This window comes from Klebsiella sp. I138 (genome assembly GCF_051131765.1).
GTDB lineage: Bacteria > Pseudomonadota > Gammaproteobacteria > Enterobacterales > Enterobacteriaceae > Klebsiella.
The window spans coordinates 3115888-3129377 of the sequence record NZ_CP180447.1 but is presented as its reverse complement, the minus strand read 5'-3'; the positions used below and the strand labels follow the sequence as shown (position 1 = coordinate 3129377).

13 protein-coding genes are annotated in these 13490 nt (G+C 55.3%); 11 read left to right on the top strand and 2 right to left on the bottom strand.

Annotated elements, in window-relative coordinates; all coding sequences use genetic code 11:
• The 8 genes from lpxA (at window position 1) to tilS (ending at window position 11070) form a co-directional block, all read left to right on the top strand.
• Entirely contained in the window at window positions 1–789 is a 789-nt protein-coding gene (lpxA, locus tag ACMYSK_RS14630; RefSeq protein WP_434636329.1) for an acyl-ACP--UDP-N-acetylglucosamine O-acyltransferase, read from the top strand.
• The gene (lpxB, locus tag ACMYSK_RS14625) at window positions 789–1937 is read left to right on the top strand and encodes a lipid-A-disaccharide synthase (protein ID WP_434636327.1); all 1149 of its coding nucleotides are present in this window, start codon (window positions 789–791) and stop codon (window positions 1935–1937) included. Before lpxA ends, lpxB begins: the two co-directional genes overlap by 1 nt.
• Window positions 1934–2530, top strand: coding sequence for a ribonuclease HII (rnhB, locus tag ACMYSK_RS14620; protein ID WP_434636326.1), 597 nt, complete (start codon window positions 1934–1936; stop codon window positions 2528–2530). Before lpxB ends, rnhB begins: the two co-directional genes overlap by 4 nt.
• 37 nt (window positions 2531–2567) lie before the next feature.
• Entirely contained in the window at window positions 2568–6050 is a 3483-nt protein-coding gene (gene dnaE, locus ACMYSK_RS14615; RefSeq protein WP_434636324.1) for a DNA polymerase III subunit alpha, read from the top strand.
• Between the two features lie 12 nt (window positions 6051–6062).
• Window positions 6063–7022 carry an acetyl-CoA carboxylase carboxyl transferase subunit alpha gene (accA, locus tag ACMYSK_RS14610; RefSeq protein WP_434636322.1) on the top strand — a complete coding sequence of 320 codons (960 nt, stop codon included), beginning with the start codon at window positions 6063–6065 and terminating at the stop codon, window positions 7020–7022.
• A 113-nt stretch (window positions 7023–7135) separates the two neighbouring features.
• On the top strand, window positions 7136–9292 hold the full coding sequence (locus tag ACMYSK_RS14605) for a lysine decarboxylase LdcC (RefSeq protein ID WP_434636320.1): 2157 nt from the start codon (window positions 7136–7138) through the stop codon (window positions 9290–9292).
• Between the two features lie 19 nt (window positions 9293–9311).
• Window positions 9312–9701 carry a VOC family protein gene (locus ACMYSK_RS14600; RefSeq protein ID WP_434636318.1) on the top strand — a complete coding sequence of 130 codons (390 nt, stop codon included), beginning with the start codon at window positions 9312–9314 and terminating at the stop codon, window positions 9699–9701.
• 67 nt (window positions 9702–9768) lie between these two features.
• Window positions 9769–11070 carry a tRNA lysidine(34) synthetase TilS gene (gene tilS, locus ACMYSK_RS14595; protein ID WP_434644128.1) on the top strand — a complete coding sequence of 434 codons (1302 nt, stop codon included), beginning with the start codon at window positions 9769–9771 and terminating at the stop codon, window positions 11068–11070.
• A 15-nt stretch (window positions 11071–11085) separates the two neighbouring features.
• Here the strand turns inward: tilS and rof are convergent, their stop codons facing one another.
• Both rof and ACMYSK_RS14585 read right to left on the bottom strand, forming a co-directional pair.
• A complete protein-coding gene (gene rof / locus ACMYSK_RS14590; RefSeq protein ID WP_434636316.1) occupies window positions 11086–11346 on the bottom strand; it encodes a Rho-binding antiterminator in 261 nt (86 codons plus the stop codon).
• Entirely contained in the window at window positions 11333–11533 is a 201-nt protein-coding gene (locus tag ACMYSK_RS14585; RefSeq protein ID WP_041144146.1) for a YaeP family protein, read from the bottom strand. Before ACMYSK_RS14585 ends, rof begins: the two co-directional genes overlap by 14 nt.
• Window positions 11534–11729: 196 nt before the next feature.
• Between ACMYSK_RS14585 and ACMYSK_RS14580 the strand changes: the two genes are divergently transcribed.
• From ACMYSK_RS14580 to nlpE, 3 genes are read left to right on the top strand one after another with little or no spacing between them, the layout of a single operon-like run.
• A complete protein-coding gene (locus ACMYSK_RS14580) occupies window positions 11730–12275 on the top strand; it encodes a YaeQ family protein (protein ID WP_434636314.1) in 546 nt (181 codons plus the stop codon).
• Window positions 12272–12685: an alternative ribosome rescue aminoacyl-tRNA hydrolase ArfB gene (gene arfB / locus ACMYSK_RS14575; protein ID WP_434636312.1), complete on the top strand. Its 414-nt coding sequence runs from the start codon at window positions 12272–12274 to the stop codon at window positions 12683–12685. The genes ACMYSK_RS14580 and arfB overlap by 4 nt, the downstream gene beginning before the upstream one ends.
• A gap of 41 nt (window positions 12686–12726) precedes the next feature.
• Window positions 12727–13425: an envelope stress response activation lipoprotein NlpE gene (gene nlpE / locus ACMYSK_RS14570; protein WP_434636310.1), complete on the top strand. Its 699-nt coding sequence runs from the start codon at window positions 12727–12729 to the stop codon at window positions 13423–13425.
• The last annotated feature ends 65 nt before the right edge of the window (window positions 13426–13490 follow it).

Genomic DNA, 13490 nt, shown 5'->3' with positions numbered 1-13490 from the left:
GTGATTGATAAAACCGCCTTTATTCATCCAACTGCCATTGTGGAAGAGGGCGCCGTTATCGGTGCTAACGCTCACATTGGCCCGTTTTGTATTGTTGGTGCTAACGTCGAAATTGGCGAAGGTACCGTACTGAAGTCTCATGTTGTTGTTAACGGCCACACCAAAATTGGTCGCGATAATGAGATCTATCAGTTCGCTTCCATCGGCGAGGTTAACCAGGATCTGAAATATGCTGGTGAACCGACGCGTGTGGAAATTGGCGATCGCAACCGCATTCGCGAAAGCGTCACCATTCATCGTGGCACAGTACAGGGCGGTGGATTAACGAAGGTGGGCAGCGATAACCTGCTGATGATCAATGCTCACGTTGCGCACGATTGCACGGTCGGTGACCGCTGTATTCTGGCCAATAACGCAACGCTTGCCGGGCATGTCTCGCTGGATGATTTTGTCATCATCGGCGGCATGACCGCTGTGCATCAGTTCTGCATCATTGGTGCACACGTTATGGTTGGCGGCTGCTCCGGCGTCGCGCAGGACGTGCCGCCGTTTGTGATTGCCCAGGGCAACCACGCGACGCCGTTTGGCGTTAATATTGAAGGTTTGAAGCGCCGCGGCTTTAGCCGTGAAGCGATTACCGCGATTCGTAACGCGTATAAACTACTGTACCGCAGTGGCAAAACGCTGGATGAAGCAAAACCGGAAATCGCCGAACTGGCGGTTCAGCATCCTGAAGTTCAGCCATTTATCGATTTCTTCGCCCGTTCAACGCGCGGTCTGATTCGTTAATGTCTGAACAGCGTCCCCTGACGATTGCCCTGGTCGCCGGAGAAACCTCCGGCGATATTCTTGGTGCCGGTCTGATTCGCGCCCTCAAAGCACGCATTCCCAATGCTCGCTTTGTTGGCGTGGCGGGACCACTGATGCAGGCCGAAGGCTGTGAAGCCTGGTATGAGATGGAAGAGCTGGCGGTGATGGGCATTGTTGAAGTGCTCGGCCGCTTGCGTCGTCTGCTGCATATTCGTGCCGATCTTACCCGCCGTTTCAGCGAGCTGCGTCCCGACGTTTTCGTCGGCATTGATGCACCAGACTTCAATATTACGCTTGAAGGCAACCTGAAAAAGCAGGGTATTAAAACTATCCATTACGTCAGCCCCTCCGTATGGGCATGGCGGCAAAAACGCGTTTTCAAAATTGGCAGATCGACCGATCTGGTGCTGGCTTTTCTGCCTTTCGAAAAAGCGTTTTACGACAGATTTAACGTTCCCTGCCGTTTTATCGGCCATACCATGGCGGATGCGATGCCGCTGGATCCGGATAAAGGTGCCGCGCGCGATCGTCTGGGGATTCCCCATGACGTGCACTGCCTGGCGCTACTGCCGGGGAGTCGCGGTGCTGAAGTGGAAATGCTCAGCGCAGACTTTCTGAAAACTGCGCAGATCCTGCGCGGGGATTATCCCGATCTGCAGGTCCTGGTACCGCTGGTGAATGCCAAACGGCGGGAGCAGTTCGAACGAATCAAAGCGGAAACGGCACCGGAGCTCACGGTACATCTGCTGGATGGCCAGGCGCGAGATGCGATGATCGCCAGCGATGCGGCCCTGCTGGCATCCGGAACCGCGGCGCTGGAGTGCATGTTAGCCAAGTGTCCGATGGTCGTTGGCTATCGTATGAAGCCGTTTACCTTCTGGCTGGCGAAACGGTTGGTGAAGACCGATTACGTTTCGCTACCAAACTTGCTGGCCGGGCGCGAACTGGTTAAAGAACTGCTGCAGGATGAGTGTCAGCCTGAACGGCTTGCTGATGCGCTGCGGCCGCTGCTGGCCGACGGCAAAACCAGCCATGAAATGCACGACACCTTCCGCGCGCTGCATCAGCAAATTCGCTGCAATGCGGATGAACAGGCGGCGGACGCAGTACTGGAGTTAGCAAAATGATTGAGTTTGAGTATCCGCATACTCACCTGGTCGCCGGCGTTGATGAAGTCGGACGAGGGCCTCTGGTTGGTGCGGTGGTGACCGCTGCGGTGATCCTCGATCCGACAAGGCCAATCGTTGGCCTGAATGACTCCAAAAAATTAAGCGAAAAGCGTCGTCTGGCGCTGTTCGATGAAATCAAAGAGAAGGCGTTAGCCTGGAGCCTTGGCCGCGCGGAACCGCATGAAATTGACGAGCTGAATATTCTGCATGCGACCATGCTGGCGATGCAGCGCGCCGTTGCGGGCCTGGCGATTGTGCCGGAGTATGTCCTGATTGATGGCAACCGCTGTCCGTCCCTGCCGATGCCTTCGCTGGCGGTAGTCAAAGGCGACAGCCGGGTGGCAGAAATCAGCGCAGCGTCTATTCTGGCTAAAGTCTCGCGCGATGCGGAAATGGCTGCGCTGGATCTTGAGTTTCCCCAATACGGCTTTGCGCAGCATAAAGGCTATCCTACCGCTTTCCATCTGGAAAAACTGATCGAACATGGCGCAACCGAGCATCATCGGCGTAGTTTTGGCCCGGTTAAACGCGCGCTGGGCCTTGCGTCCTGATTCTTGTGTCGAGAAATAAGTAAACCGGAATCTGAAGATGTCTGAACCACGTTTCGTCCACCTGCGGGTGCATAGCGACTATTCCATGATCGATGGGCTGGCGAAAACCGGACCGCTGGTGAAAAAGGCGGCCGCGCTTGGCATGCCTGCTCTGGCGATCACCGATTTTACCAACCTGTGCGGGCTGGTGAAGTTCTACGGAGCGGGACACGGCGCCGGTTTGAAACCGATCGTTGGCGCAGATTTTCACGTCCAGAGCGAGCTGATGGGTGATGAGTTCACCGAATTAACGGTGCTGGCGGCCAACAATACCGGTTATCAAAACCTGACGCTGCTGATTTCACGTGCCTATCAACGCGGCTACGGTGCGTTGGGACCGTGGATCGACCGTGACTGGCTGGTCGAACATCAGGAAGGGTTGATTCTGCTCTCCGGCGCGCGTAAAGGCGATGTCGGCGTTAGCCTGACGCGTGGCAATATGGCGCTGGTCGACCAATGCGTCTCCTTCTACGAAGAACATTTCCCGGATCGCTATTACCTTGAACTGATTCGCACTGGCCGCGCCGATGAAGAGGCGTATTTACATGCCGCCGTGCGGCTGGCGGAAGAGCGCGGTTTACCGGTAGTGGCCACCAATGACGTACGCTTTCTCGAAACCGGCGACTTCGATGCCCATGAAATCCGCGTTGCGATCCATGACGGTTTTACACTCGATGATCCGAAGCGTCCGCGTAACTATTCGCCGCAGCAATATATGCGCAGCGAAGACGAAATGTGTGAGTTGTTCTCCGATATTCCAGAGGCGCTGGAAAATACCGTCGAAATAGCCAAGCGCTGCAACGTGACCGTGCGTTTAGGCGAATACTTCCTGCCGCAGTTCCCGACCGGGGATATGACGACGGAAGATTATCTGGTCCTGAAATCGAAAGAGGGTCTGGAAGAACGCCTGGAGTTCCTGTTCCCTGACCCTGAAGAGCGTGCCAAACGTCGGCCTGAATACGATGAACGTCTGGAGATCGAACTCCAGGTGATTAACCAGATGGGCTTCCCCGGCTACTTCCTGATCGTAATGGAATTTATCCAGTGGTCGAAGGATAACGGCGTGCCGGTAGGGCCAGGCCGTGGTTCAGGTGCTGGATCGTTAGTCGCCTACGCCTTAAAAATCACCGATCTGGATCCGCTGGAGTTCGATCTGCTGTTCGAACGTTTCCTTAACCCGGAACGTGTTTCGATGCCGGACTTTGACGTCGACTTCTGTATGGAGAAACGCGACCAGGTTATCGAACACGTGGCGGAAATGTACGGTCGTGATGCGGTATCGCAGATCATCACCTTCGGTACGATGGCGGCAAAAGCGGTTATTCGTGACGTAGGTCGCGTGCTTGGCCATCCTTACGGGTTTGTCGATCGGATCTCAAAACTGGTACCCCCGGATCCGGGCATGACGCTGGCGAAGGCGTTTGAAGCCGAGCCGCAGCTGCCGGAAATCTATGAAGCTGACGAAGAAGTCAGAGCGCTCATTGACATGGCGCGTAAGCTGGAAGGCGTCACGCGTAACGCCGGTAAGCATGCGGGAGGCGTGGTTATCGCGCCGACCAAAATTACCGACTTCGCCCCGTTATATTGCGATGAAGCGGGTCTGCATCCGGTTACCCAGTTTGATAAGAACGACGTCGAATACGCCGGGCTGGTGAAGTTCGACTTCCTTGGCCTGCGTACGCTGACCATCATCAACTGGGCACTGGAGATGATCAACAAGCGGCGGGCGAAGACCGGCGAAGAGCCGCTGGATATCGCCGCGATTCCGCTGGAAGATAAGAAAAGCTTCGATATGCTGCAACGTTCGGAAACCACTGCGGTTTTCCAGCTTGAATCGCGCGGCATGAAGGACCTCATCAAACGTCTTCAGCCCGACTGTTTCGAAGACATGATCGCCCTGGTGGCCCTGTTCCGCCCAGGCCCATTGCAATCGGGGATGGTTGATAACTTTATCGACCGTAAACACGGCCGTGAGGAGATTTCTTATCCTGACGTGCAGTGGCAGCACGAATGTCTGAAGCCGGTGCTTGAGCCGACCTACGGTATTATCCTGTACCAGGAACAGGTCATGCAGATCGCGCAGGAGCTGTCGGGCTATACGCTCGGCGGTGCGGATATGCTGCGTCGTGCGATGGGTAAGAAAAAGCCGGAGGAGATGGCCAAGCAGCGTGGCACCTTCGAAGAAGGGGCGAAAAAGCGCGGCGTGGACGGCGAACTGGCGATGAAAATCTTTGACCTGGTGGAGAAATTCGCCGGTTACGGATTTAACAAATCGCACTCCGCTGCTTACGCGCTGGTTTCTTACCAGACGCTGTGGCTGAAAGCACATTATCCCGCTGAGTTTATGGCGGCGGTAATGACCGCCGATATGGATAACACCGAGAAAGTGGTCGGCCTGGTGGACGAGTGCTGGCGAATGGGGCTGAAAATCCTGCCGCCGGATATTAACTCCGGACTGTACCATTTCCACGTGAATGACGACGGTGAAATCGTTTACGGTATTGGCGCCATTAAAGGCGTCGGCGAAGGCCCGATCGAGGCCATTATTGAAGCGCGTAACAACGGCGGCTATTTCCGCGAGTTGTTCGATCTTTGCGCCCGCACCGACACCAAAAAGCTGAACCGTCGGGTTCTGGAAAAGCTGATTATGTCCGGGGCCTTTGACCGCCTGGGACCTCACCGTGCGGCATTGATGAATTCGCTGGGCGATGCCCTGAAGGCCGCCGATCAACATGCGAAAGCCGAGGCGATTGGCCAGGCGGATATGTTCGGTGTGCTGGCGGAAGAGCCGGAGCAAATCGAACAATCCTATGCCAACTGCCAGCCGTGGCCGGAGCAGGTGGTGCTGGATGGTGAAAGGGAGACCCTGGGGCTGTATCTGACGGGTCACCCTATCAACCAATATTTGAAAGAGATTGAGCGCTATGTTGGCGGCGTGAGACTCAAAGACATGCATCCGACCGATCGTGGTAAAGTGACCACGGCGGCGGGGCTCGTTATTGCTGCGCGGGTAATGGTCACCAAGCGCGGCAATCGTATCGGCATCTGTACGTTGGATGACCGTTCAGGGCGTCTGGAGGTGATGTTATTTACCGACGCGCTGGATAAATATCAGCAATTGCTGGAAAAAGACCGCATACTTATCGTCAGCGGACAGGTCAGCTTTGATGACTTCAGCGGGGGGCTTAAAATGACCGCGCGTGAAGTGATGGACATTGACGAAGCCCGGGAAAAATATGCTCGCGGGCTTGCTATCTCGCTGACGGACAGGCAAATTGATGACCAGCTTTTAAACCGACTCCGTCAGTCTCTGGAACCCCACCGTTCGGGAACCATTCCAGTACACCTCTATTATCAGAGGGCGGATGCGCGCGCGCGACTGCGTTTTGGCGCAACATGGCGCGTCTCTCCGAGCGATCGTTTACTCAACGATCTGCGTGGCCTTATCGGCTCGGAGCAGGTGGAACTGGAGTTTGACTAATACAGGAATACTATGAGTCTGAATTTCCTTGATTTTGAACAGCCGATTGCAGAGCTGGAAGCGAAAATCGATTCCCTGACTGCGGTAAGCCGTCAGGATGAGAAACTAGATATTAACATCGACGAAGAAGTGCATCGTCTGCGCGAAAAAAGCGTAGAACTGACGCGCAAAATCTTCGCCGATCTGGGTGCATGGCAGGTTGCTCAACTGGCACGCCATCCACGTCGCCCGTACACCCTGGATTATGTTCGCCTGGCATTCGACGAATTTGACGAACTGGCCGGCGACCGTGCTTACGCCGATGATAAAGCGATTGTCGGTGGTATTGCGCGTCTGGAGGGGCGTCCGGTGATGATTATCGGCCACCAAAAAGGGCGCGAAACGAAAGAGAAGATTCGTCGCAACTTTGGCATGCCGGCACCAGAAGGCTACCGTAAGGCGCTGCGTCTGATGGAGATGGCTGAGCGTTTCAAGATGCCGATCATCACCTTCATCGACACCCCAGGTGCATACCCGGGCGTGGGTGCAGAAGAGCGCGGCCAGTCTGAGGCGATTGCCCGTAACCTGCGTGAAATGTCACGTCTGAGCGTTCCGGTCATCTGTACCGTTATCGGTGAAGGTGGTTCCGGCGGCGCGCTGGCGATTGGCGTCGGCGACAAGGTGAACATGCTGCAGTACAGCACCTACTCGGTGATTTCGCCGGAAGGTTGCGCTTCCATTCTGTGGAAAAGTGCAGATAAAGCCCCGCTGGCTGCTGAAGCGATGGGCATCATTGCCACGCGTCTGAAAGAGCTCAAGCTGATTGACTCGATTATCCCGGAGCCACTGGGCGGCGCACACCGCAACCCGGAAGCGATTGCGGCAAGCCTGAAGGCACAGCTGCTGGCGGACCTGGCGGATCTGGATCTCCTGAGTGAAGAAGAGCTGTTAAACCGTCGCTATCAGCGCCTGATGAGCTACGGCTACGCCTGATTATTTTTCGCGTTAATGTTGCCAGGGGCCGGATTTTCCGGCCCTTTTTTTATGTGCGATACGCCAGCGCGATTGCTATGATGCCTGACTTAGGTCAATTCCAGGAGGAAAGCGTGAATATCATCGCCATCATGGGGCCCCACGGCGTCTATCACAAAGACGAACCGATCAAAGAGCTGGAAGCCGCCCTGCAACGGCAAGGCTTTCAGACCATCTGGCCGCAAAACAGCGCCGACCTGCTGCAGTTTATCGACCATAATCCGCGGATCTGCGGGGTTATCTTTGACTGGGATGAGTACAACGTTGAGCTGTGCAGCGACATCAATCAGCTGAACGAATATCTCCCGCTATACGCCTTTATCAACGCGCATTCGACGATGGACGTCAGCAGCCAGGATCTGCGTATGACGCTGTGGTTCTTCGAATACGCGCTTGGCCTTGCAGAAGAGATTGCCACCCGAATCGGCCAGTATACGCGCGAATACCTGGACAACATCACGCCGCCCTTTACCAAAGCCCTGTTCAACTATGTGCAGGAGGGAAAATATACCTTCTGTACGCCGGGACACATGGGGGGAAGCGCGTATCAGAAAAGCCCGGTAGGCTGCCTGTTTTATGATTTCTTTGGCGGTAATACGCTGAAGGCCGATGTGTCGATTTCAGTGACCGAACTTGGGTCACTCCTCGATCACTCTGGCCCGCATCTGGAGGCTGAAGAGTATATCGCCCGCGCCTTTGGTGCCGAGCAGAGCTACATGGTGACCAACGGGACATCGACGTCGAACAAGATTGTCGGCATGTATTCGGCGCCGACGGGTAGCACGCTGCTCATCGACCGTAACTGCCATAAATCGCTGGCGCATCTGCTGATGATGAGCGATGTCGTTCCGCTGTGGCTGAAAACGACGCGTAATGCGCTGGGTATTCTGGGCGGCATACCGAAACGCGAATTTACCCGCGACAGCATTCAGCAGAAGGTTAATGCCACGGCCGGCGCTAACTGGCCGGTACATGCGGTGATCACCAACTCCACCTATGACGGGCTGCTCTATAACACCACCTGGATTAAAGAGACGCTGGATGTGCCATCGATCCATTTTGATTCAGCCTGGGTGCCTTATACCCATTTCCATCCGATCTATCAGGGGAAAAGCGGGATGAGCGGCGATCGCATTCCGGGTAAGGTTGTCTTCGAAACGCAGTCCACGCACAAAATGCTGGCGGCGCTGTCGCAGGCATCGCTTATCCACATAAAGGGCAGCTACGACGAAGACACCTTTAATGAAGCCTTTATGATGCACACTTCAACGTCGCCGAGCTACCCGATCGTTGCCTCGATAGAAACCGCGGCGGCAATGCTGCGCGGGAATTCGGGCAAGCGTTTGATCCAGCGCTCCATCGAGCGGGCGTTAGATTTCCGCAAAGAGGTCCAGCGCCTGCGTGAAGAGTCTGACGGCTGGTTCTTTGATATCTGGCAGCCGGAAGATATTGAACAGGCCCAGTGCTGGCCGGTCGCAAGCGGTGAGAACTGGCATGGTTTTAAAGACGCTGATGATGACCATATGTTCCTCGACCCGGTGAAGGTCACGATCCTGACGCCGGGAATGGACGAGCAGGGTAATATGGATGATGAAGGGATCCCGGCTGCGCTGGTGGCGAAATTTCTCGATGAGCGCGGCGTAGTCGTAGAGAAAACCGGTCCTTACAATCTGTTGTTTCTGTTCAGTATTGGCATCGACAAAACCCGGGCGATGGGGCTGTTACGTGGCTTAACCGAGTTTAAGCGCGCCTACGATCTTAACCTGCGGGTGAAGAACATGCTGCCGGATCTCTACGCAGAAGATCCTGATTTCTACCGCAACATGCGGATTCAGGATCTGGCGCAGGGGATCCATCGGCTGATCCGGCAGCATCAGCTGTCGCAGCTGATGTTAAGCGCCTTTGACGTGTTGCCGGAAATGAAAATGACGCCGAATCAAGCCTGGCAGCGGCAAATTAAGGGTGAAGTGGAAACCATTGAGCTGGAAAATCTGGTTGGGCGCATTTCGGCCAATATGATTCTGCCGTATCCGCCGGGTGTACCGCTGCTGATGCCCGGAGAGATGATTACCGAAGAGAGCCGGGCAGTGCTCGATTTCCTGCTGATGCTCTGCTCGATTGGCCGCCATTATCCGGGCTTCGAAACGGATATCCACGGGGCGAAGCGCGGTGAGGATGGCGTATACCGGGTACGAGTCTTAAAAAATGACTCACAGATTGCGCGGCGCTGATATTAACTGAGGAGTAAACATGCTGGGTTTAAAACGGGTTCACCATATTGCCATCATTGCGAGCAACTATGTGCAGAGCAAAGCCTTCTACTGCGACATCCTGGGCTTTACGTTGCAGAGCGAGTTTTACCGTGAAGCGCGTGACTCCTGGAAGGGCGATCTGGCGTTGAACGGCGAGTATGTCATTGAGCTGTTCTCTTTCCCGTCCCCTCCTGCTCGTCCAAGCCGCCCGGAAGCCTGCGGACTGCGCCATCTGGCCTTTAGCGTGGATGATATCGATGCGGCGGTTGCGCATCTGGAGGCGCATGGCGTGGCCTGTGAGGGGATCCGTATCGATCCTTTTACTGGCAAGCGCTTTACCTTTTTTAACGATCCCGACGGCCTGCCGCTGGAGATTTATCAGCAGTAATCCTTGCCAGAGAAGGGCCGGCCCGGTAACGTGCCGGGCTATCTCCCCCAGCGACACTATCATGATGATGACGCCAGATATTGCGCAAACCCTACATCCCTGTCGTCAGTTTCTGGTCGCCTTTAGCGGCGGTCTGGATTCGACGGTACTTTTACATCAACTGGTCTGCTGGCGTGAACGGGACCCGACGTTGCAACTACGGGCTATCCATATTCACCATGGACTGAGTGCTAACGCCGATAGTTGGGTTGCGCACTGTCAGCAGGTTTGTCAGCGATGGCAGGTTCCGTTGGTCATCGAACGCGTCACTCTGGCAGATGATGGGCTGGGCGTGGAGGCGCATGCACGCCAGGCGCGTTACCAGGCTTTCCGGGCGGCACTAAAACCGGGAGATGTTTTGGTGACGGCTCAGCACCTCGACGATCAGTGCGAAACCTTCCTGCTGGCACTCAAACGCGGCAGCGGTCCTACCGGACTGGCGGCGATGGCGGCATCTTCCGAATTTGCCGGCACGCGGCTGCTGCGTCCTTTGCTGACGACCCGTCGTGAGGCTCTGCACCAGTGGGCGCTTGCCCATCAGCTCAGCTGGATTGAGGACGAGAGCAATCAGGATGATACCTACGATCGTAACTTCCTCCGCCTGCGCGTCGTTCCGCAGCTTATCGCACGCTGGCCCCACTTTACCGAAGCGGTAGCCCGTAGCGCCAGCCTGTGCGGTGAGCAGGAGCAACTGCTGGATGAACTGTTGGCGGATGAGCTGGCGAAACTGGTGGCGGATGACGGCTCGTTAGCTATCGAACCGCTGACCTTTATGAGTGCGCCGCGTCGCGCCGCTTTGCTGCGGCGCTGGCTGGCCGGACATTCTGCGCCGATGCCTTCGCGTGAAATGCCAGAACGCATCTGGCGCGAAGTCGCCCTGGCGCGGGAGGATGCCTTTCCCTGCCTGCGTCTTGGTGAATTTTCCGTGCGTCGCTACCAGCAGAGACTGTGGTGGGTCAAATTTCAGCCCGGTCAAACGGATACGGTGGTGTCGTGGCCCGACTATGGCCAACCGCTGAAGCTGCCGGAAGGGCTTGGCGAGCTGGCGTTGCGGCCCGGTGGGCCGTTGCGGGTACCGCATGCAGAGGAGGTGGTGACGGTGCGCTTTCGTGCCAGCGGCCATCTGCATATTGTGGGACGCCACGGCGGGCGCAAGCTGAAGAAAATCTGGCAGGAGCTGGCCGTCGCGCCCTGGCGCCGGGATACGACACCGTTGCTGTTTTACGGCGAGACGCTGATTGCGGCGGCAGATTCGCTGTTTGTGACCTGTGAAGGGGAAGCGCGGGAAGGTGACGGGGTAGAGATGGTATGGAGGAAAACGGGCGGCTGAGCCACCCGTTTTTATTCAAGACTCACTCACCACGACGGTACCGATTTCCGGGTGGCTGAAGCTGGCGATTTTATCCAGGCGTAGCTCGCGAATGTTTCCGCTCAGTTCCACTACCAGATACTCGATATTTTTACGCGAGATAAGATCGTTTGCCTTCGCTTGCAGCTGCTCACCATCTTTGAGCGTCAGGACAAGCACCAGATGATGCTGGCAGGCAAGTTCGAGGTTGTCATAATCATCGCAGTTGATGGGTTGATAAGTATCATTCATTGACATAATCGCTCACCAGTAAGTTTGCTGCCGCATAGGCGGCCTTTTCCCTGACTGACTCCGAAAGGGCCTCATCCGCCGCAATTTCATTCAATACTTTCAACACGCAACCCAGCGCATTTGGAATATACCCTAGGTCTCCGCTGGCTATTTCCGCATACCGCTTGCGTATTAACTCACAATATTGGTCCACATGCCCTCCTGTCAGTATTCTGACTCAACCGTGGGATGCAAGTTTAAGCCTACGAAGATACACTCTGTTTAGCAAGGTGACTATACCATAGTCATTTAAGCAATATCAGCAGGATGAAAAGAGAGCCGCCGATTGCCGGCAGCCTTTTGTCGCCAGTTTCGTTACAATGTACGCCATTTATTTCAGGAGTGTATTCATGGCGCTGAAAGCGACAATTTACAAGGCTACGGTGAACGTTGCCGATCTGGATCGCAACCAGTTTCTGGATGCCAGCCTGACGCTGGCCCAGCATCCGTCGGAAACCCAGGAGCGCATGATGCTGCGCCTGCTGGCGTGGATCAAATACGCCGACGAACGTCTGCAGTTTACCCGCGGTCTGTCGTCAGATGATGAGGCAGAGCTCTGGCTGCTTAACGATCATCTCGGTATTGACCTGTGGATTGAGCTTGGTTTGCCGGACGAGCGGCGGATTAAAAAAGCGTGTTCACGGGCGCAGGAAGTGGTGTTGTTTGCCTACAATAGCCGGGCTGCGGAAATTTGGTGGCAGCAGAATAAGAGCAAAATGGCGCAGTTCAGCAAACTGACGGTCTGGTATCTGGACGATACACAGCTTGCACAGCTCAGCGCATTTGCCGATCGTTCAATGGTGTTACAGGCCACGTTGCAGGACGGGAGTATCTGGCTTTCTGACGCTAAGAATAATCTGGAAATTCATTTTACGGCGTGGCAACCATCGGCATGATTACGATTAGCCGCAGCGTTGTGATTCCGGATGAAGAGATTACTCTTGCCGGGATTCGCGCACAGGGCGCGGGCGGTCAGCACGTGAATAAAGCGTCTACCGCTATCCATCTGCGCTTTGACATAAAAGCATCAAGCCTGCCTGAGTATTATAAAGAACGGTTACTTGCCGCCAGCCACCACTTAATTTCTGCCGACGGTGTGGTTATCATTAAGGCTCAGGAATATCGCAGCCAGGAAATGAATCGCGAAGCGGCCATTTCCCGTCTGGTGGCATTAATAAAAGAATTAACCGCAGTGCAAAAAAGTCGCCGTGAGACCCGGCCGACCCGGGCATCAAAAGAGCGCCGTCTTGCCTCGAAGTCGCAAAAGTCCTCAGTTAAAGCACTGCGCGGGAAAGTTCGTCAGTAGCGGCATGACGAACGGGTGGAATGGATTATAAGGAATTAACAGTGAAGAAAATCGTACTCTCCGTTGCGGTAGCGTGTTCGCTCTTCGCACTATTTGGCTGTAATCATCGTTCGGATGTCGAGATGCTACAGCCGGCACCGATGGAAGAACTGAAGCCGATGCAGCAAAGCTGGCGTGGCATCTTGCCCTGCGCCGATTGTGAAGGGATTGAAACCTCGCTGTTCCTCGAGAAAGATGGCAGTTGGGTAATGAACGAGCGCTATCAGGGCGTCAGCCGTGAACCGTCATCGTTCGCCTCATACGGGACCTGGGCACGTACCGCGGATAAGCTGGTTCTGACCGACAGCAAAGGTGAGAAGTCCTACTATCGCGCGAAAGGGGATACCCTGGAGATGCTCGATCGTGAAGGTAATCCGATTGAGTCGACGCTGAACTATTCCCTGAAATCGGTTAAAGCCAGTCTGCCAACCACGCCGATGACCATGCGTGGAATGTATTTCTATATGGCGGATGCGGCTACCTTCACCGACTGCGCAACCGGTAAGCGGATTGCGGTGGCGAATAATGCCCAGCTTGAACGCGATTATGCTGCCGCTCGCGGAACGCAAACGCGCCCGGTGCTGCTGGTGGTGGAAGGGCACTTTACGTTGGAAGCCAATCCTGATAGTGGGGAGATGGTGAAAACGCTGATGGCGGATAAAGATATTAAATTTGTTCCGGGCAAAGACTGTAACCAATAACCCGTCATGTCGCGGGCGTAGTAAACGCAGCTACAGGCATAGACTGGACATACATAGCCTGGACA

What these genes read in the sequence shown, in the direction of transcription:
- rnhB (WP_434636326.1), top strand. Translation starts at nt 1,934, where the DNA reads ATGATTGAGTTTGAGTATCCGCATACTCACCTGGTCGCCGGCGTTGAT.
- rof (WP_434636316.1), bottom strand. Translation starts at nt 11,346, where the DNA reads ATGTCAATGAATGATACTTATCAACCCATCAACTGCGATGATTATGAC.
- ACMYSK_RS14600 (WP_434636318.1), top strand. Translation starts at nt 9,312, where the DNA reads ATGCTGGGTTTAAAACGGGTTCACCATATTGCCATCATTGCGAGCAAC.
- lpxB (WP_434636327.1), top strand. Translation starts at nt 789, where the DNA reads ATGTCTGAACAGCGTCCCCTGACGATTGCCCTGGTCGCCGGAGAAACC.
- dnaE (WP_434636324.1), top strand. Translation starts at nt 2,568, where the DNA reads ATGTCTGAACCACGTTTCGTCCACCTGCGGGTGCATAGCGACTATTCC.
- tilS (WP_434644128.1), top strand. Translation starts at nt 9,769, where the DNA reads ATGACGCCAGATATTGCGCAAACCCTACATCCCTGTCGTCAGTTTCTG.
- arfB (WP_434636312.1), top strand. Translation starts at nt 12,272, where the DNA reads ATGATTACGATTAGCCGCAGCGTTGTGATTCCGGATGAAGAGATTACT.
- accA (WP_434636322.1), top strand. Translation starts at nt 6,063, where the DNA reads ATGAGTCTGAATTTCCTTGATTTTGAACAGCCGATTGCAGAGCTGGAA.
- ACMYSK_RS14580 (WP_434636314.1), top strand. Translation starts at nt 11,730, where the DNA reads ATGGCGCTGAAAGCGACAATTTACAAGGCTACGGTGAACGTTGCCGAT.